Source organism: Acinetobacter sp. V104_13 (assembly GCF_031798995.1).
Taxonomy (GTDB): Bacteria; Pseudomonadota; Gammaproteobacteria; order Pseudomonadales; family Moraxellaceae; genus Acinetobacter; species Acinetobacter pittii.
Map to the genome: position 1 here is coordinate 1,122,122 of NZ_JAVQNP010000027.1, position 17,824 is coordinate 1,139,945.

A 17,824-nucleotide genomic window follows, 5' to 3' on the forward strand; every position below is an offset into this window, starting at 1 on the left:
ACTCATTTTGTAGTTGGCCTAAAAAAAGCACCCCCGAAGAGATGCTTTTTGATGTTTAGTGAGAAGGCATACCACTGACCTGTTTGGGTTTTGGACACAGCCAAATGACCAGCCCTGCAAAGACAAACACAATCGCAAACAGTAAAAATACATGGTTTGCCGACATGGTAATGGCTTCTTTATCGACAAGGTTTGAAATAATTCCTAATGTCGAGTCAGCCGTAAAACCATTTTGCAAAAGGGTGTTTTGTACTTCAGTGGTATGTAGGTTTGACACCATTTCACTACGGGCAACTTTGGCATGGTCATCCCATACCGTCACTGCAATTGAAGCGCCAATCGCCCCTGCCATGGTTCTTAAGAAGTTCATGAGGCCCGCAGCAGATGCAATCTCTTGCTGGAGTACGGAACCGAGTGCAATATTCGACAGTGGAATAAAGAAGAACGGTACAGCAAAACCTTGCAAGATTTGTGGCCAAGCGAGCGCCATAAAGTCGGCATCTGTGGTCCAGAATGCCCGCATTAAGGTCACACCACCCAGCAAAATCAAACCGAAACTCGCCAGTGCGCGTGGGTCATGTTTGGTCGAAAGCTTTGCCACAATCGGTGACATGGTCAAACTACCAAAGCCCATGGTTGCGGTTAAATAGCCGGCCCACGTGGCGGTGTAGGAAAGGTTCATTTGCAGCCACTGTGGAATCAGTACAATACTACCAAAGAATGCGCCAAAGCCGAGCGATAAGGCCAGTACCGAAATTGCAAAGCCCCTATGCCTAAAGACTTTGACGTCCACGACGGGATGTTTGTCGGTCAGCTCCCATATGAGGAATACCACAAAGCCTATGGCGGCAGTTAAAGCTAAAACGATAATGCTGGTGCTGTTAAACCAATCTCGTTCGTGCCCCAAATCGAGCATGAGCTGTAGTGCACCAATCCAGAGAATTAACAAGCCTAAACCGACCGTATCGATTCTTAAAGAAATCGTTTCTGTTTCAGCCACTCTTAACAAACGCATTGCCGCTAAAACACAAATAATCCCAACCGGTAAGTTAATAAAGAAGATCCAGTGCCAAGACAAATTGTCACTAATCAGACCACCCAAAATTGGTCCTAAAATTGGTCCAACAACGGTAGTCATGGCCCATAGACCCATCGCCTGTGCATGCTTTTCTTGAGGGAAAATACGCATGAGCAAGGTTTGACTGAGTGGCATAAGCGGGCCACCGCATAGACCTTGTCCAATACGGAAAAACACCAGCATCCCTAACGAGTTTGCTAGGCCGCACAAGAAAGAAAAAATGGTAAAACCAATCAGACCAAAAATAAAAACCCGAACGGTTCCAAAGCGACCCGCAAGCCAACCTGTTAAAGGTACACAAATCGCTTCTGCAACAGCATACGACGTAACAACCCATGTTCCTTGTGTACTTGAAACGGCAAGGTTACCGGTAATGTGCGGTACAGATACGTTGGCAATGGTCGTATCGAGCACAACCATAAAGTTCGACAAGGCAATAACAAACGCTGCCAGTATTAAACGGCCACCGCTTAGTTCGGCAAAAGGTGTTTGCGTTTTCATAAGCGTTTACTTCGCAGATAAGTCGACTTTTGCTTCCATCGACAAGCCAACACGCAGTGGGTGTTCAGCAAGTTCTTTCGGGTCAAGTGCAATACGAACTGGTAAGCGTTGAACTACTTTAATCCAGTTACCCGTTGCATTTTGAGCCGGAATTAAGGCAAAGGCAGAGCCTGTACCACCAGAGAAGCCCATCACTTTGCCGTGATATTCAACGTCATCGCCATATAAATCTGAAGTCAGCGTGACTTCCTGACCCGGACGGACTTTTTTCAACTGACTTTCTTTGAAGTTCGCATCTACATATAAATCATTGAGCGGCACAATCATCATCATGCTGGTGCCCGGTGCAACACGTTGACCGACTTGAATATTACGACGCGTAACCACACCATCGACTGGCGCACGAATCACGGTACGTTCCAAATCAAGCTGAGCTTGTTCAACATGTGCTTGTGCAACTTGTACATCAGGTGTCGAAGTTTCGCTTACACCCTGAATTAACGCTTCATTTGCAGCTAAAGTACTTTCGGCAGCTTTACGGCTCGAAGAGGCTTGCGCTAAACCAGCTTTAGCAAGCTCTAGCCCTGCTTTGGCTGTTTCAACTGCACTTTGTGCTTTAGTCAGTTCTTCTTTAGACACTGCACCAGAGGCAGCAAGCTGTGCACGGCGGTTTAACTCTAAAGCAGCTTTGTCATAGTCTGCTTGTGCTTGAGCAACCTGTGCTTTGGCACTGTTAATTTCGTCAGCACGCACCACAACTTGAGAGTTTAAAGAACTACTGTTTGCCGCAGTTTGTTTGTATTGGCGTTTTGCTTTGGCAAGTTCTGCCTCAGCTTGAGCCAATGCAATTTTGGCATCACGGTCATCAATACGAACCAGCACGTCACCACGATGTACCGTTTGGGTATCTTTTACGACAACCTGAGCGACCTGTCCGCTCACCATTGAAGTAATTTGCGCGGTTTCTGCACCGACATAGGCATTATCCGTACTCACGGAATTATTTAAAAATAATGCCCAGATTGCATACAAAATAGCGGCGATCAATAAAATCAGCGCAAAAAAACCAAGAAATTTTTTGCGCTTGTTTTGATTGTTTTCATCCGAGGCAGATGTTGTTGGCACTGTTTCTTGTACATTGCTTTGTGCATCAGTCATGGTATGTTCCTAAAGATGAGTTGGCTTTGCCATCAATCTCGCACTACACCTTGTTATAGAGTTTTTATTTTTCTATAAACAAGACATACCGCATTGTCAAAGGAGCTAATTTTAACGCTAAAACCTCATAATATGAGAATAAAAATTTATAACTAATGCGTTCGTTCTAATTAAATTAATGTTTATCTCAAAGTTTTTGTAAAAATTTCTGCTTTTTATACACTAAAAAAAGCGCACTTGGCGCTTTCAAAGGGTTCAATTCATTGCTTAATAGGCATATGAAGCAATGCCGGCAGCAATCGCTTTATCTTCATCATTGACCATGGTCATGCGCATGGTGCAGCCCTTACGACCTAAACGTAATACTTCGGCACGTGCAATAAAATATTTACCACGCCCCGGTGCTAAATAATCTACACGCATGTCGACTGTTGCCAAACGCGACACTTGCTTAATGGTTTCAGTTAAAGTTTCGGGAGTTGAACGGCGATAGAGGTGTTCCATTGCCACAATTCCACCAATACTATCGAGCAAAGTTGCAGCAACACCGCCATGTAAAATCTGAAATGCCAAATTGCCAATCAGGTTGGGTTGCATCTCAATATAGCCTTCAATGTGCCCGTCCACCACACGCATAATCATTCCACTATGCTTAAAAAAAGGAGAGCTATTAAACGCCTTACATAATTGGTTGAGAACCACAGTCAGGTCTGTTTTTGCACCTAAATGGATGTTCCCAGTCCAATTTTTCTTTTCTTCACTCATATGTTGCCTAAATTTAAAAGCATGATAAACGCCCATAATTTTGTACAAATACAGCATTATGGGGCTACAATACAGCAGTCGGTTGACAGTAATGGAATATCCGCCAACCTATCCTAGTGTAATACCGAACATCGAGATTGTTATGACTTATACGTTCAATCGTCCTGCATTTCCAGCCACTCGCATGCGCCGTATCCGTAAAAATGACCAGTTGCGTGCGATGGTCAGCGAAACACAGCTCACTACCAATCACTTGATTTATCCAGTATTTGTATTACCGGGACAAAATCAGACCCAAGATATTCCAAGTATGCCGAACATTCAGCGTTTGTCGGCAGATTTGTTACTGAAAAAAGCTGAAAGACTTTTGGAATTGGGCGTATCAAAACTGGCTCTTTTTCCAGTTACCCCGCAAGAAGATAAAAGCCTCACCGCAGAAGCTGCATGGCATGAAGATGGTTTAGTACAAACCACATGTCGTCTGCTTAAAAAAGAATTACCAGAAATGGTGTTAATTACCGATGGTGCCCTCGACCCATATACCACTCATGGTCAAGACGGCATTATTGATGAAACAGGCTATGTGCTCAATGACGAGACTGTAGAATGCTTGATTAAACAAGCGTTAAGTCATGCAGAAGCAGGTGCCGAAGTGATTGCACCAAGCGACATGATGGATGGCCGTATTGGCGCAATTCGTCAAGCTTTAGAAGCCAATGGTCACATCTATACCAACATCATGGCCTACTCTGCGAAATATGCATCTAGCTTCTATGGCCCGTTCCGTGATGCTGTTGGCTCTGCATCCAACCTCAAAGGTGGTAATAAATATAACTACCAGATGGACTTTGCCAACCGTGCCGAAGCGTTACATGAAATCGCACTTGATATTCAAGAAGGCGCTGACATGGTGATTGTAAAACCAGGCATGCCATATCTGGATGTGGTACGTGAAGTGAAAGATACCTTTGGTGTTCCGACATTCATTTATCAAGTGAGTGGCGAATATGCAATGTTAGCTGGTGCAATTCAAAATGGCTGGTTATCAGACTCAGTAATTTTAGAGTCACTCATGTGCTGCCGCCGCGCTGGTGCAGACGGAATCTGGACTTACTTTGCAGAAACCGCTGCTGAAAAACTCAAGGAAATGAACTAAGTTCGCAGAGAAAGGATAACACTGCATGCATATTGCAATCATTGGCGCGGGCATAAGTGGATTAATGTCTGCGCTGGAGTTGGTTGAGCAAGGCTGTACGATCAGCATTTTTGATCAACAACAAGCGGGACAAGCAGCCTCTTGGGCTGGCGGAGGTATTCTCTCTCCGATGTACCCGTGGCGCTATGTGCATGCAGTGAATCAACTTGCTCAATTTGGCAAAGCCTCTTATCAAGCATGGAACCAAAAACTCTACCCTATTACAGGGATTGATTTTGAAATTCATGACACAGGCATGCTGATTTTTGATGAAGAAGATTTTGACGTCGGACTTTCCTACGCCGAGCAGCATCAAGAACCGATGCAGCGCTGTGAATATTTACAGCGAGATGCGCTAGAACAAGTCAACCCGCATATTTCCGATCAGTTTCAAGAAGCCATTTATTTCCCTGAACTATCTAATATCCGCAACCCGCGTGTATTACAGTCCCTGATTCGCTATTTAAAACAACACCCAAATGTTGAATTTTTTGAGCACACTCCTGTTAAAAAACTGATTCAACAAGGTGATGTCATACAAGCGCTACAAACCGAAGATGGTCGCAAACATACAGCAGACCATTTTGTAATAACTTCGGGCGCTTGGAGCCATTACTGGAACTCACAATTACAACTCGAAATTCCAGTCGAACCTGTTCAAGGTCAAATGCTGTTATTTAAAACCCCTGCTCACTGGCTACCGACCATGTGTATGAATCGAGTCATGTATCTGATTCCTCGTATGGATGGTCATATTGTATGCGGGTCTAGCATGGCACATCGTGGTTTTGACACCTCTACCGATGAAACTACGCAGCACAATATTTTAGAAGCATGTTTAGAAATGGTGCCTGAACTGGCCGATTTCCCGATTGTACATCGTTGGGCGGGACTTAGACCAAGTTCACCAAATGGCGTTCCGTACATTGGCAAAATGCCTGAAATGGTCAATCTCTGGGCAAACTTTGGTCACTTTAGAAATGGTTTATGTATGGGCGCAGGTTCTGCACAATTGCTCCGTCAACTTATGCTGGGTCAACCGACATTAGTTGATGCCAAAGCATATTCTCCAGAGCGTTTGCAAAATAAAATCTTAGCCTGAGGCGAGTATATTCTCTAAAGCCATTTTTAACTGAGGATAAGCAAACTCAAATCCTTCAGTTTGTAAGGCTGCGGGTTTGACGTATTGCCCATTCAAAATCAATTGCGATTGTTCTCCTAACAAACAACGGAAAACCGTGCTCGGTGCTGACAACAATGGTTTCTTATTTAAAACCTCTGCTGCTTGTTCAACAAAAGCTTTTTGAGTCACATTTTCTGGTGCCACGACATTGTGAATTTGAGCAGATTGAGGATGTTTAAATATAAACTCAATTGCGTTTAATACATCTTCAATGTGTACCCAAACCACAGGCTGACGACCATGACCAATTTGACCGAGTAAATTGAGTCGAATAGGAAGCAACATTTTAGGCAAAATGCCACCGCCCTGCCCAAACACCACACCTAAGCGAATAATTTTAGTATTTTGTTGAGAATCTGCTAAAGCTGCTCGCTCCCACTCTTGGCAAAGCTCGGACATAAAAATAGGCTGTGGCGGGCTTTGTTCAGTACACACTTCTGCCCACTTTTCTTGATCATCTATTCCGTAATAACCAATTGCAGAACCAGACACAATTACTTCCGGAAAAATTTCAGATTGTTTGAGCCATGCATACAATTTTCGGGTCGTATTTACACGGCTTTCAATGAGTTGTTTTTTACGTGACTCGGTCCAGCGTTTCTCGCCAATATTTGCACCTGCCAAATTCACCACATAATCAATTTGTCGGGTCGAAATATCTTCAAACTTTTGCACCCACTGCAAGGCAGGATGGTCAGATGCCTTTCCAGCCTGCCGTGTCACAGCAATCACGTTATAATTTTTTTGTAGCAGGAACTTAATTAAATGCGTTCCGATAAAACCACTTGCACCTGTAATTAATACATTCTTATTCATATTTCCTCCTAAGCTGAGGATTCAAGTTTTATTTAATTGTATAAGACTCATTTATATTTAATCGTATGAGTTTTCGTAGTGATCTATTACACGTTAAACATTTTGTCAGCCATTCGCTGTGCCTGCTTGCCATAAAACCAGTAGGTAATTAAATAAAGCGGAATAGCTAACATTAAAAGCATAATCACCATAATGCTTAAAAACTGAGGCTGTTTGAGGTAAAGCATAAAGTTCTGCAAAATCTCAGGGTCTTTTCTGGCAAATAAAAACAGACCAAATAAAACACCACACAAGTTATAGCCCCAAAAAATCAGGGTAAAACCTAAAGTAAATTTCTTTTTTTCTGGTACAGTTGGGGCACGGCGTTCTTTCTTTAAAAATTTAAATAAGACAAAAATCATTGCGCCTAAATATGGAACGGCTGTTAAAATACCACCTACACTCGCTGGTAATAGTGCTGCAACAACACCTACAATTAAGGTGAGCACGATGCATAAACCAAAAAACCAGAGAAAGTAAGAACGTAATTTGGTCATATTTTTGCCTAATTTATGGGTTCAAAAAATAATTATAAATTTTTTTCGATTTTTTTTCATTTTTCTGTCAACCAATCCTGATCTCTTGACGTTATATAGGATAACAAGGTCGCAGCAACCGAATACTTCCTTTGCACGGCATCCGCAAAATTGTTTCGGTGACCTTTCATTACGACTCTTTCCTTCCTTCGGATTAGGTTTTGTTAGCAGCCGAAACCCTTGATGAAGTTTTTGACCGACGATTCTCTCATCACTCGAATCGTCGGTTTTTATTTTCTGGTACTTTCATTTATTTTACGCTCACCATACACAATAGTGCTTTCGTGGCGATAAAGGCTATGCTTATACTTTTTGCACCATAAAAATATGATTTAAATAATATGAACACTATTGCCTATTTTGAAATCCAGTCTTCAAACCCTGCCCGCGATGCGCAGTTTTACCAAGCTGTGTTTGGTTGGCAATTTAAATTAGATCCAAACTTACCAATTGAATATTACCGCATAGAGACACCTTCAATTATGGGTGGGCTATTAAAACGCCCTGCTCAAACACCTCCAATGGAATATGGCACCAATGCATTTACCTGTTCGGTTCAAGTCGAAAACTTCGATGAAGTGACTGCAAAAATTTTAGCGCAAGGCGGTATTGTCGCAATGGATAAATTTGCTATTCCGGGCCGCGCTTGGCATGGTTACTTTGTCGATTTAGACCACAACGTTTTTGGTATTTTCCAAGTCGATGAAAATGCAGCTTAAAGATCTTATTTAACGACTCTATTTATTTTTAATATATAGCCACCGCCTTTTTATCGGTGGCTATTTCATATTGATTATTCGGCAAAGCTAAAGCTAGCTTCACATGTAATTGGGAAATTCACCGAATTGGCAATCATGCATTCGTGATGTGCTTCTTCGTGCAGTTTTGCTGCAAGCGCTTGGTCTGCACCTTTTTCTAAAACAACTTCGGGTCTTAAAATAATTTGAGTAAAGTGACCACGTTTAACTGGATCTGCATCTTCCATAAAACCAAGCGCATGATCGACATAACTCAGCACATGAATATGATTGACTGCACACAGGTGTAAATACCAAAGCTTATGACAAGCTGAAGCTGATGCCACCAATAAATCTTCAGGGTTCCATCTGGTCACATCGCCTAAATAGGCAGGATCTGATGAACCTTGAATTGTGGTTTTCTGAGGATGTTGAATGCTAAAGTCTCGTTTATATGAACGATAAGATGAAGTGCCTGTACCCGTATTACCTTCCCACTGTATTTTTACTTCGTATTTATGAATGGTCATTTTGTTCTCAGAGTTTATGATTTGACCTGATAGTAACAAAGCAGCGTTTAAAGTAAAAAAATTAATTTAAGTTTTACTGTAGGCTTAAATAACGAGCACTTTAAAATGTCTTGATAAAATCTCCTGCCAATTTATGCTAACGTATCTGTGTTTATTTTGGCTTGATGTCTGTTTCTATGTCCGTACATTTTCTACATACTTCTGACTGGCATTTGGGGCAGTTTTTTTATAATCATTCACGCCACTACGAACACCAACAATTTTTAAGCTGGTTACTCACTCAAATTCAAGAAAAACAACCACATGCCCTACTCATCGCCGGCGATATTTTTGATGTGATTAACCCCGGTTCACAAGCACAAAAACAACTCTACCAATTTTTAGCAGATGCTCATCGCCTTGCGCCGCACATGCAAACACTCATGATTGCGGGTAACCATGACTCAGGCTACCGTATTGAACAGGTCGAACCACTCTTAGAAAAATATAACGCAAAAACCGTGGGCGTGGTTCGCTGGAATGAAGATAAAACCTTAGACCTCGATCGACTACTTTTACCTATTTATAATCAAAATCAGGATATTGTGGCGTGGTGCCTTGCCCTGCCTTTTTTACGCTCGGCCGAAATTACGGGTTTTAATGAACATACCACTAACAGCAAAAATGCGATTGCCTATTTGCACCAGCAACTCATTGCTGAAGCCAAACGTCGCAAGACACCAGACCAAGCGCTTATTTTGATGTCGCATGCCCACATGCAAGGTGGGGAAACATCAGACTCTGAACGCCCAATTATTATTGGTAATGAAGAGGCGCTTTCAACGACTTTGTTTGAAGATGCTGTCGACTATGTCGCTTTAGGACATCTACATAAACCACAAAAAGTAGGTCAGCCACACATTCGTTATAGTGGCTCGCCAATTCCGCTTTCTTTTAGTGAAATAAACTATAAACACCAAGTGGTTGAGGTCAAAGTTGATCCGACTCAAGACACAGAGAGCCGTTTGCAATTTGAAGCTGTCGAAATTCCACGTTGCATACAATTGCACCGCATTCGTGGTGAGCTAAACGAGGTACTGCAACAACTTAAAGCCTTGCCTCACGGCGTGATTGAAAATATTGACCACCGTGAATATGTCGATATTGAATATTATAGTTTAACGCCGCCACAGCCTAATTTACGTCAGCAGTTTGAAGCAGCCCTGCCATCTGACCGCTATCGTTTAGTGCGTATTTCACGTCAATATGTGAATAAAGACGCGACCGATTCAAATACTACTCAGCACATTGCACTTGAACCGCCTACACCGGAAAAACTCTTTCAAAATATTTGGGAAAAACAAGGTTACAACGCTGATGATGCGGTCTTAAAAGATTTTCTAAGCTTGGTACAAGAAGCACAAAAACATCTTGAAAATGATGCAACCCCTTAAGGATATGTCATGAAAATTTTATCCATTCGAATAAAAAATCTGGCATCTCTTTCTGATGAACACTTTATTGATTTTGAAAGCGCGCCTCTCGCCCATGCAGGTCTGATTGCAATTGTAGGGAAAACAGGCGCAGGTAAGTCAACCATTTTAGATGCAATGTGTCTGGCTTTGTTTAATCGGGTACCCCGCTTGAAAGACAGTGATGGCAAATTAAAAGATGTTGATGGTTCTGAGTTATTGACCAACTCACCTTTAACTGTCTTACGCCGTGGTACAGGACATGGTTTTGCGGAACTTTGCTTTATCGCACAAGATCAAAAACGCTATTTGGCACGCTGGGAAATTAAACGTGCACGTGAAAACCCAAATGGTAAATTACAAAGCGTGCAACGCCATTTAAAATGTCTAACCGATGGTGTGGTGCTTGCCGATAAAGCCAAAGCAGTTGATGAAAAAGTTAAACAAATTACCCAGCTTTCTTTTGAACAGTTTACTCGTGCTGTACTACTTGCTCAGTCAGAAGTGACCGCGTTTTTAAAAGCACGAGACAGCGAGCGTGGTGAGTTACTTGAGTACCTGACCAACTCCAGCATTTTCGCCAAAATCGGTGAATTGGCTTTTCGTAAAACAGCCGATATTGCAAAGCAGCGTAAACAGCTTGAAGAGTTTTTAGGACATATCGAAATTTTGTCTGATGAAGATATTGCGGCTTTTACCGAACAATATCAGCAAGCCGAGCAAAATCATCAACAGTTAGAACAACAAAAAAATGTCTTAGACAAACAGCAACAATGGTTTGAACGTAAAGCAAAACTTGAACAAGAAGTTCAAGCGAAACAACAACAGTTTCAAACCCAGCAAAATCACCATCAACAATTGGCTGGTGAGCGTGAGCAATTAAAAAGACTCGAAGTTTTCTCTGAAATACGCCCACAAGTTTTTCAGCAATCTCAAAATTTACAAACGCTACAACAACTTGAGCCGCAAATTCAGCAAGCGCAAACCAAGTTTAATGAGTTGGTGCAATTTTTTGAAACGGAACAAAAACAATATCAACTTGCAGAACAACAACTCAAACAAACGCTCGATTTTGAGCAACAGCATCAACAAGCTTTAAATCAAGTTCGACAGTCCATTCAAGAACGTGCCTTTATTGCCGATGAATATAAAAAGTGCAAAGAAAAGAAAAATGTACTTGAGCAGAAACTCAGTCCATTGCAACAACAGCAAAACACTGTGCAACAGCAGATTGTACAGCTTGAGCAGAACCAAGTTTATCTACAACAACAACTTACCCAAACTCAGCAATATGCGGTATTAGACAAGGGCCTTTCAGCACATCTACATCAGCTCGGGCAATTTATTCAAAATTACCAAACGATTGAACAACAGCTCGGTAACCCTACCCTTGCTCGCCAAAAGCTATCGGAAGCTAAAAGTGAAGTTGAACAACTCACAGCTTCACTCGGCACAGTTGAACAAATTGAGTTAAAGCTTGAACAGCAACGTAAAGATAAAGATCAGAAACTTGCTCAAATAACGCAGTTAGATCTGATTCAACAGAAAATAAAAATTTATCATGAACTATACGCTGAGCTTCAGCAATTCTCTGAAAAACAAACTCAAGTCTCAGCCCAAGAGCAGCAGCTTAAAACTGTTTGCCAGTTAGCTGAACAAGACTACCAAACAGCAAAAACTGAACGTGAAAAGTTACAGTACATCCTGCAACAGCAGCGTTTACTACACACCGAAAATATTGAGCAGTTACGGGCCAATCTTAAAGAAGGTGAAGCGTGTTTAGTTTGTGGAAGTACACATCATCCCTATCGTGTTGATGACAGTGCAGTCTCTAAAGCTTTATTCGATTTGCAGCAACAACAAGAGCAACAGGCAGTAGCACTAGAGCAAACTACATTTAATGCGTGGCAAACCCAACAGCATGCCCTCACCCAGTGTCGTGCCGAGCTTGAGCAAGTTCAGAAATATCTAGCTCAACTTCAGGCAAAACAAACAAACTTACAGCAAGAACTTGAGCAAGCGCTTAACCTCAATCAGTTAAATATTGAGCTTAATCAAGCTCCTGAACAAATCTTGCTAACGCTGAACGAACTCAGACAAACCACGCAAACTGCCATAAATTCATTTGACTCAGAAAACATGCGTTTAGCCCAAGCAATTAAACAGCATAATCAGCTCGTTCAAACGATTCAACGTAATGAAAGCTTGCTCAATACAGCACAGCAATGGCAACAACAAGTTCAACATATTGTTGAGTGTTTATCTGAAGCCGAACAGCATGCATGGCAGCAAGCAAGTAGCCAAACAGCTAAGCAGACTTGGTCAGTTTTAGACGCACGCGCTAAGCAGCTTGAACAACAAGAACAGCTTTCACAGCGTTTTGAACAGCAGCAACAAGAACTTAAAATGTTAGCTGCCAATCTTGAGCAAATGACCAAGCAAATTGATGAGGTCGATCAAAATCTCAAAGACATTACGCTTAAAGGCCAACAGAATAATGAAAAAGCGGTGTCGCTCATTCAACAAATGACTGGTCGCGCTGACATTAAACCGCACGAATGGTTAATTGAGCACGATGCCAAACGTCAGCAGCAACAAACAGCATATCACGAAGCTAAACAGCGTTTCGAACAAACCAGACAACACTTTGAACAGCAAAAACAGGCACTTGATCAGCTCAAGCATCAACATCAACACACTGCACAACATCAGCAGCAGGTTGATGAGCAAATTCAAAACTGGTTAAAGGCCCATGCTGATTTTCAAGCATCTGCTCTTACGGCGCTCATGCAGATTAATTCCGCCCAAGAGCAAGACATTCGTAACCGTCTTAATCATGCCGAGCGTCTATTAAGTGAAGCTTCTTCTGCCCTTAAGACCATGCAAGAGCAATTAAGTGAGCATTTACAAACTCAGCCAGATATTGAACATGAAAAGCTTGTTAGCCTCATTCAAGACAATATTGCAGAGCTTAAAGCACAGCTTGAAGTACGTGATCAACTGAAGCTTAAGCTCGAAGTCCATCAGCAAAATCTGGCTAAACAGCAACAATATGCCGAGCAAATTCAAAATATTCAGCAAGAAGAACATCGCTGGAGCAAAATTTCAGGCTTGATTGGTGATGCCAAAGGAAAAGAGTTCCGCGACTATGCCCAGCAATATCACTTAGATATTTTAGTTGAACACGCCAACCAGCAACTGGCAATGCTGTCTCAACGCTATACGCTAAAACGCCTAGATCAGTCTTTAAGCCTTGCGATTATTGACCATGACATGGATGGAGAAACCCGTTCTGTTGCATCTTTGTCTGGCGGTGAGTCGTTCTTAACAGCCCTTGCCTTGTCTTTAGCGATTGCCAATATGGCCTCGGGCTCAATGAAAATTGAATCGCTGTTTATTGATGAAGGATTTGGTACTTTAGACGCCTCATCTTTACATATGGTCATGAATGCTCTAGACCAACTACAAAATCAGGGACGCCAAGTCATTCTCATCTCACACATTCAAGAAATGCATGAACGTATTCCTGTACAAATTCAGGTAAAACCACTCGGCGCGGGTGCAAGTACCATTGAAGTAGTAGGTTAAAACTAAAAAGCCCCGACATCCTGTCGGGGCTTTTTTAGATTCTGCGTTGGTATAACTCCTGTCGTACCTGTATGCATCCATTCATCACTGTTTATTGTTATTCTTAGAAACATCCTGTTTCCTGATGAGTTCATAGTACGAAAAAAACGTTGTCTGCCATAGCCGCAAAAGGCCGCAATTTCTGTAAGATAAAGCTTACATCAGCCTTTTTGCGAATAGTCTCTAGCACCAAATAAGGCTGTTCCTACACGAACCATGGTTGAACCAGCAGCAATTGCAGCTTCTAAATCACTCGACATTCCCATACTTAAAGTATCCCAATCTTGTGGGTGGGCATGTTGGTCTTTCACAGCATCAAACAAGGCTTTAGCATCTGCAAATGCAGCAGTATTGTCAGGTGCTGGAATGACCATTAAACCGCGTAACTTGATTTTTGGTAATTGACTGATTTGAGCAACCAGCTCGGCAACTTCATCTGGTACACAACCATCTTTACTGTCTTGCCCATCAATATTGACTTGCAAACAAATATTAAGTGCAGATTGATCATCGCCACGTTGGTTAGATAATCGCTCGGCAATAATTAAACGATCTACACCATGTACCCAATCAAATTTCTCGGCCAAATGCTTCGTCTTGTTGCGTTGAACATGACCAATAAAATGCCATTCAATGTCTAAGTCGTGTAAAGCTTCGATTTTTTCCAAAGCTTCTTGCAAATAGTTTTCGCCAAATGCTCTTTGTCCTGCTGCATACATTTCACGCAAACTTTCACTTGGATGTGTTTTTGATACGGCTAAAAGTTGCACAGTTTCAGGCGCACGTTGAGCATGTTCACAAGCACTTTGGATTTTCTGTAATACGTGCTGACGCGCATCTTGCAGGTAATTCATTGACAAGGTTCTCATTTTCAAAAAACTTTTTTGCTTTTCACCTAAAGCGAGGTGTTGGTAAGCCTCGGTGAAAGCCGTATATTATTCTACAAAATAATGACATATTTTGATTTACTTGGGGAAATTATGGATATTACAGAGCTACTCGCCTTCTCTGTGAAAAATGGCGCGTCCGATTTACACTTATCTGCTGGCATGCCACCAATGATTCGCGTGGATGGTGAAGTCCGTCGCATTAACTTACCTGCTCTAGATCATAAAGATGTTCATCGTCTGGTCTACGACATCATGAATGATAAACAGCGTCGTGACTACGAAGAAAAACTCGAAACCGACTTTTCTTTTGAAGTACCCAACGTTGCTCGTTTCCGTGTAAACGCATTTAACCAAAACCGTGGTGCGGGTGCAGTTTTTCGTACCATTCCCTCTAAAGTACTCACCATGGAAGATTTAGGCTTAGGTCAAATCTTTAAAGATATTTGTGACTATCCACGCGGCATTGTACTGGTAACAGGTCCAACAGGTTCTGGTAAATCGACCACACTTGCAGCGATGATGGACTACATCAACGAAAACCGTTATGACCATATTTTAACGGTTGAAGACCCTATCGAATTTGTACATCAGTCAAAGAAATGCCTGATTAACCAACGTGAAGTGCATCGTGATACACACGGCTTTAATGAGGCACTACGTTCAGCACTGCGTGAAGACCCAGATATTATTTTGGTCGGTGAGATGCGTGACCTCGAAACTATTCGTTTAGCACTTACTGCTGCCGAAACAGGTCATTTGGTGTTTGGCACACTGCATACCACTTCTGCTGCGAAAACCATCGACCGTGTAATTGACGTATTCCCAGCCGAAGAAAAAGACATGGTTCGTGCCATGCTCTCTGAATCATTGCAGGCTGTAATTTCACAAACCCTGCTTAAAAAGAATGGCGGCGGCCGTGTGGCAGCTCATGAAATCATGATTGGTATTCCTGCCATTCGTAACTTAATTCGTGAAAATAAAGTCGCGCAAATGTACTCAGCTATTCAGACTGGCGCAAATCATGGCATGACCACCCTCGACCAAAGCTTAAAAAATCTGGTGTCTCGCGGTGTGATCAGCCCACAAACGGCTCGTACTGCTGCTAAACAGCCAGAATCATTTCTATAAAAATAACTAGAGAATAAATATGGATTTTAATGACCTACTCAACCTCATGGTTGAAAAAAAATCATCCGACCTCTTTATTACAGATGGCGTTGCACCATCGATGAAGATTAACGGGCAAATTGTTCCCATTTCAAAAAATAGTCTTTCAGGCGAAATTATTGGACAACTATTACACTCCATCATGAGTGAAAAACAGCGCAAAGAATTTGCTGAGACTCGTGAATGTAACTTTGCCATTATGAACCGTGATAAAACTGCCCGCTTTCGTGTGAGTGCTTTTCAACAGCGTGACATGCCCGGCATGGTACTACGTCGAATTGAAACTAAAATTCCTTCAATTGATGACTTGCAGTTACCACCTGTGCTTAAAGATTTATCGATGACCAAACGCGGCATCATTATTTTTGTAGGTGCAACAGGTACAGGTAAATCGACATCTTTGGCTTCAATGATTAGCTATCGTAACCATAACTCCAAAGGTCATATCATTACCATTGAAGACCCTATCGAGTTTATTCATGAACACGCTGGCTGCATCATTACCCAACGTGAAGTTGGGATCGATACAGACTCATTTGAAATTGCTTTAAAGAATACGTTGCGACAAGCACCCGATGTAATCTTGATTGGTGAGATTCGCTCTCGTGAAGTTATGGACTACGCGATTGGCTTCGCCGAAACAGGTCACCTTGTATTAGCCACAATGCATGCGAACAATGCCAACCAAGCACTTGACCGTATTATTCACTTCTTTGAAAGTGACCGCCACAGTCAGCTCTACATGGACTTATCTCTTAACTTAAAGGCCATGATTGCACAGCAACTTATTCCGACTCCAGATGGTAATTCGCGCCGTGCCGCAATCGAGATTCTCATTAACTCACCATTAATTTCAGACTATATTCGTAAAGGCGAAATTCATGAAATTAAAGATTTAATGAAACGCTCACGTGAACTCGGTATGCAAACTTTTGACCAAGCACTGTTTGATCTTTATAAGTCGGGCCAAATTACCTACAAAGATGCATTAAAACATGCCGACTCACCAAACGATTTGCGTTTAACAATTAAGCTTGCCGAAGAAGGTCCTGAGCAAATTGCAGGCACAAATCAGCATTTAACCTTCGACAGACAGTAATTTCTTCATAAAAAAAGGAAGGTTAAACGTAACCTTCCTTTTTTATTTGTTTTCTTTGTGTGAAAACGATTATTTCTTGCGCAGTACTTCCTGACATTCAGGTTCGTTACAGTAACCGTAGAGGTTTAATGAGTGACCAGTTAAGGTAAACCCATGTTGCTCAGCTACAGCATGCTGTTCTTTCTCGATAACATCATTAGTAAATTCAATAACTTTGTTGCAATTATGGCAAACCAAATGATCGTGGTGATCTTCTTGCATAATTTCGAAAACAGAATGATTATTTTCGAAATGGTGGCGCTGAATGATACCTGCAGCTTCAAATTGTGTTAACACACGGTAAACTGTCGCAAGACCGACATCTTCCCCTTGTTCTAACAAAGTCTTGTAAATATCTTCAGCGCTAAGATGATGTTGTTTTGAATTTTCTAATAATTCCAAAATCTTAATTCGAGGAAGGGTAACTTTAAGTCCAGCTTTGCGCAAATCTTGATTGGAAATAGGCATGAAAAAAGGTCTCTCAACAAATCTCAAGTTGGAATAGGCAATAGAATTTAGATGAAGTATGATCTATCCTTTGATCAAATGCATCATAATTTATTGGGATAGTGTAGCAAAATGCAAAAACTCGTGCTGACGTTATTAGTCACTTCACTCCTTGCCGGTTGTTCAATCTTTGGTGTATATAAGGTTGATATTCCTCAAGGGACTCCATTGACCAAAGCTCAAGCCTCTCAAGTACAAGTCGGCATGAATTTCCAGCAAGTGCGTTTTTTGCTTGGTAGTCCAACTGTGACTGATCCCCTCAATCCTCTACGTTGGGACTACATTTACAACTATATCCCGGGAACTTATGCTAAAAAAGCAAAAATCCCCGCAGCACATGGTCAGCATTTAAAAATTTACTTTGATGGCACTGGCACAGTAACTAAAATTGAAGGTTTAGAAACTATTCCAGAATCGCAACCAGGTTTACCTGCTTCTAAAGAAGCGATTTTAACTGCACCACCACTATAATCGTTTTTTCTAATAAAAATAAACCCCTCAAGTGA

The 17,824-nt window shown here is 41.8% G+C and carries 16 protein-coding genes; 8 read left to right on the forward strand and 8 right to left on the reverse strand.

Features of this window, described 5'->3' with window-relative positions:
• Positions 1-55: 55 nt before the first annotated feature.
• From RMB06_RS18035 to RMB06_RS18045, 3 genes are all read right to left on the reverse strand, one after another.
• Positions 56-1,579 carry a DHA2 family efflux MFS transporter permease subunit gene (locus RMB06_RS18035; RefSeq protein ID WP_017398872.1) on the reverse strand — a complete coding sequence of 508 codons (1,524 nt, stop codon included), beginning with the start codon at positions 1,577-1,579 and terminating at the stop codon, positions 56-58.
• 6 nt (positions 1,580-1,585) lie between these two features.
• Positions 1,586-2,737 carry an EmrA/EmrK family multidrug efflux transporter periplasmic adaptor subunit gene (locus tag RMB06_RS18040; protein ID WP_005070833.1) on the reverse strand — a complete coding sequence of 384 codons (1,152 nt, stop codon included), beginning with the start codon at positions 2,735-2,737 and terminating at the stop codon, positions 1,586-1,588.
• Positions 2,738-3,004: 267 nt separating this feature from the next.
• The gene (locus tag RMB06_RS18045; protein ID WP_002121786.1) at positions 3,005-3,502 is read right to left on the reverse strand and encodes a thioesterase family protein; all 498 of its coding nucleotides are present in this window, start codon (positions 3,500-3,502) and stop codon (positions 3,005-3,007) included.
• Positions 3,503-3,644: 142 nt separating this feature from the next.
• Here RMB06_RS18045 and hemB point away from each other — a divergent pair, with 142 nt between their 5' ends.
• Positions 3,645-4,658, forward strand: coding sequence for a porphobilinogen synthase (gene hemB / locus RMB06_RS18050; protein ID WP_004794101.1), 1,014 nt, complete (start codon positions 3,645-3,647; stop codon positions 4,656-4,658).
• Between the two features lie 25 nt (positions 4,659-4,683).
• On the forward strand, positions 4,684-5,799 hold the full coding sequence (locus RMB06_RS18055) for an FAD-dependent oxidoreductase (RefSeq protein WP_311080676.1): 1,116 nt from the start codon (positions 4,684-4,686) through the stop codon (positions 5,797-5,799).
• On the opposite strand, the gene RMB06_RS18060 is transcribed toward RMB06_RS18055, so the two are convergent.
• On the reverse strand, positions 5,791-6,696 hold the full coding sequence (locus RMB06_RS18060; protein WP_311080678.1) for a TIGR01777 family oxidoreductase: 906 nt from the start codon (positions 6,694-6,696) through the stop codon (positions 5,791-5,793). The two genes, RMB06_RS18055 and RMB06_RS18060, sit on opposite strands and share 9 nt — an antisense overlap.
• An 86-nt stretch (positions 6,697-6,782) precedes the next feature.
• Positions 6,783-7,232 (reverse strand): ABZJ_00895 family protein, encoded by a 450-nt coding sequence (locus tag RMB06_RS18065; RefSeq protein WP_002121708.1) that lies wholly within the window; start codon positions 7,230-7,232, stop codon positions 6,783-6,785.
• Positions 7,233-7,612: 380 nt separating this feature from the next.
• Here RMB06_RS18065 and RMB06_RS18070 point away from each other — a divergent pair, with 380 nt between their 5' ends.
• Positions 7,613-7,990 (forward strand): VOC family protein, encoded by a 378-nt coding sequence (locus tag RMB06_RS18070; RefSeq protein WP_046812996.1) that lies wholly within the window; start codon positions 7,613-7,615, stop codon positions 7,988-7,990.
• A 74-nt stretch (positions 7,991-8,064) separates the two neighbouring features.
• On the opposite strand, the gene RMB06_RS18075 is transcribed toward RMB06_RS18070, so the two are convergent.
• Complete coding sequence (locus RMB06_RS18075; protein WP_311080682.1) at positions 8,065-8,538, reverse strand: OsmC family protein; 474 nt, start codon at positions 8,536-8,538, stop codon at positions 8,065-8,067.
• Between the two features lie 164 nt (positions 8,539-8,702).
• On the opposite strand from RMB06_RS18075, the gene RMB06_RS18080 reads away from it, so the two are divergent.
• Both RMB06_RS18080 and RMB06_RS18085 read left to right on the forward strand, forming a co-directional pair.
• Positions 8,703-9,971, forward strand: coding sequence for an exonuclease SbcCD subunit D C-terminal domain-containing protein (locus RMB06_RS18080; RefSeq protein ID WP_311080684.1), 1,269 nt, complete (start codon positions 8,703-8,705; stop codon positions 9,969-9,971).
• Between the two features lie 9 nt (positions 9,972-9,980).
• Entirely contained in the window at positions 9,981-13,577 is a 3,597-nt protein-coding gene (locus RMB06_RS18085; protein WP_311080685.1) for an AAA family ATPase, read from the forward strand.
• Positions 13,578-13,777: 200 nt separating this feature from the next.
• Here RMB06_RS18085 and RMB06_RS18090 read toward each other — a convergent pair whose 3' ends face one another.
• Entirely contained in the window at positions 13,778-14,470 is a 693-nt protein-coding gene (locus RMB06_RS18090; protein WP_311080687.1) for a YggS family pyridoxal phosphate-dependent enzyme, read from the reverse strand.
• A gap of 126 nt (positions 14,471-14,596) precedes the next feature.
• Between RMB06_RS18090 and RMB06_RS18095 the strand changes: the two genes are divergently transcribed.
• Positions 14,597-15,634, forward strand: coding sequence for a type IV pilus twitching motility protein PilT (locus tag RMB06_RS18095; RefSeq protein WP_002121749.1), 1,038 nt, complete (start codon positions 14,597-14,599; stop codon positions 15,632-15,634).
• A 19-nt stretch (positions 15,635-15,653) separates the two neighbouring features.
• Entirely contained in the window at positions 15,654-16,772 is a 1,119-nt protein-coding gene (locus tag RMB06_RS18100) for a PilT/PilU family type 4a pilus ATPase (protein ID WP_005070855.1), read from the forward strand.
• 69 nt (positions 16,773-16,841) lie between these two features.
• Here the strand turns inward: RMB06_RS18100 and fur are convergent, their stop codons facing one another.
• On the reverse strand, positions 16,842-17,279 hold the full coding sequence (gene fur / locus RMB06_RS18105; protein WP_002121758.1) for a ferric iron uptake transcriptional regulator: 438 nt from the start codon (positions 17,277-17,279) through the stop codon (positions 16,842-16,844).
• Between the two features lie 111 nt (positions 17,280-17,390).
• On the opposite strand from fur, the gene RMB06_RS18110 reads away from it, so the two are divergent.
• Positions 17,391-17,789, forward strand: a complete 399-nt coding sequence (locus RMB06_RS18110) for an outer membrane protein assembly factor BamE (protein ID WP_002121740.1) — start codon at positions 17,391-17,393, stop codon at positions 17,787-17,789.
• Positions 17,790-17,824 lie beyond the last annotated feature (35 nt).

Coding starts and splice junctions, on each gene's coding strand:
- RMB06_RS18035 (WP_017398872.1), bottom strand. CDS start 1,579: ATGAAAACGCAAACACCTTTTGCCGAACTAAGCGGTGGCCGTTTAATA.
- RMB06_RS18040 (WP_005070833.1), bottom strand. CDS start 2,737: ATGACTGATGCACAAAGCAATGTACAAGAAACAGTGCCAACAACATCT.
- RMB06_RS18045 (WP_002121786.1), bottom strand. CDS start 3,502: ATGAGTGAAGAAAAGAAAAATTGGACTGGGAACATCCATTTAGGTGCA.
- hemB (WP_004794101.1), top strand. CDS start 3,645: ATGACTTATACGTTCAATCGTCCTGCATTTCCAGCCACTCGCATGCGC.
- RMB06_RS18055 (WP_311080676.1), top strand. CDS start 4,684: ATGCATATTGCAATCATTGGCGCGGGCATAAGTGGATTAATGTCTGCG.
- RMB06_RS18060 (WP_311080678.1), bottom strand. CDS start 6,696: ATGAATAAGAATGTATTAATTACAGGTGCAAGTGGTTTTATCGGAACG.
- RMB06_RS18065 (WP_002121708.1), bottom strand. CDS start 7,232: ATGACCAAATTACGTTCTTACTTTCTCTGGTTTTTTGGTTTATGCATC.
- RMB06_RS18070 (WP_046812996.1), top strand. CDS start 7,613: ATGAACACTATTGCCTATTTTGAAATCCAGTCTTCAAACCCTGCCCGC.
- RMB06_RS18075 (WP_311080682.1), bottom strand. CDS start 8,538: ATGACCATTCATAAATACGAAGTAAAAATACAGTGGGAAGGTAATACG.
- RMB06_RS18080 (WP_311080684.1), top strand. CDS start 8,703: ATGTCTGTTTCTATGTCCGTACATTTTCTACATACTTCTGACTGGCAT.
- RMB06_RS18085 (WP_311080685.1), top strand. CDS start 9,981: ATGAAAATTTTATCCATTCGAATAAAAAATCTGGCATCTCTTTCTGAT.
- RMB06_RS18090 (WP_311080687.1), bottom strand. CDS start 14,470: ATGAATTACCTGCAAGATGCGCGTCAGCACGTATTACAGAAAATCCAA.
- RMB06_RS18095 (WP_002121749.1), top strand. CDS start 14,597: ATGGATATTACAGAGCTACTCGCCTTCTCTGTGAAAAATGGCGCGTCC.
- RMB06_RS18100 (WP_005070855.1), top strand. CDS start 15,654: ATGGATTTTAATGACCTACTCAACCTCATGGTTGAAAAAAAATCATCC.
- fur (WP_002121758.1), bottom strand. CDS start 17,279: ATGCCTATTTCCAATCAAGATTTGCGCAAAGCTGGACTTAAAGTTACC.
- RMB06_RS18110 (WP_002121740.1), top strand. CDS start 17,391: ATGCAAAAACTCGTGCTGACGTTATTAGTCACTTCACTCCTTGCCGGT.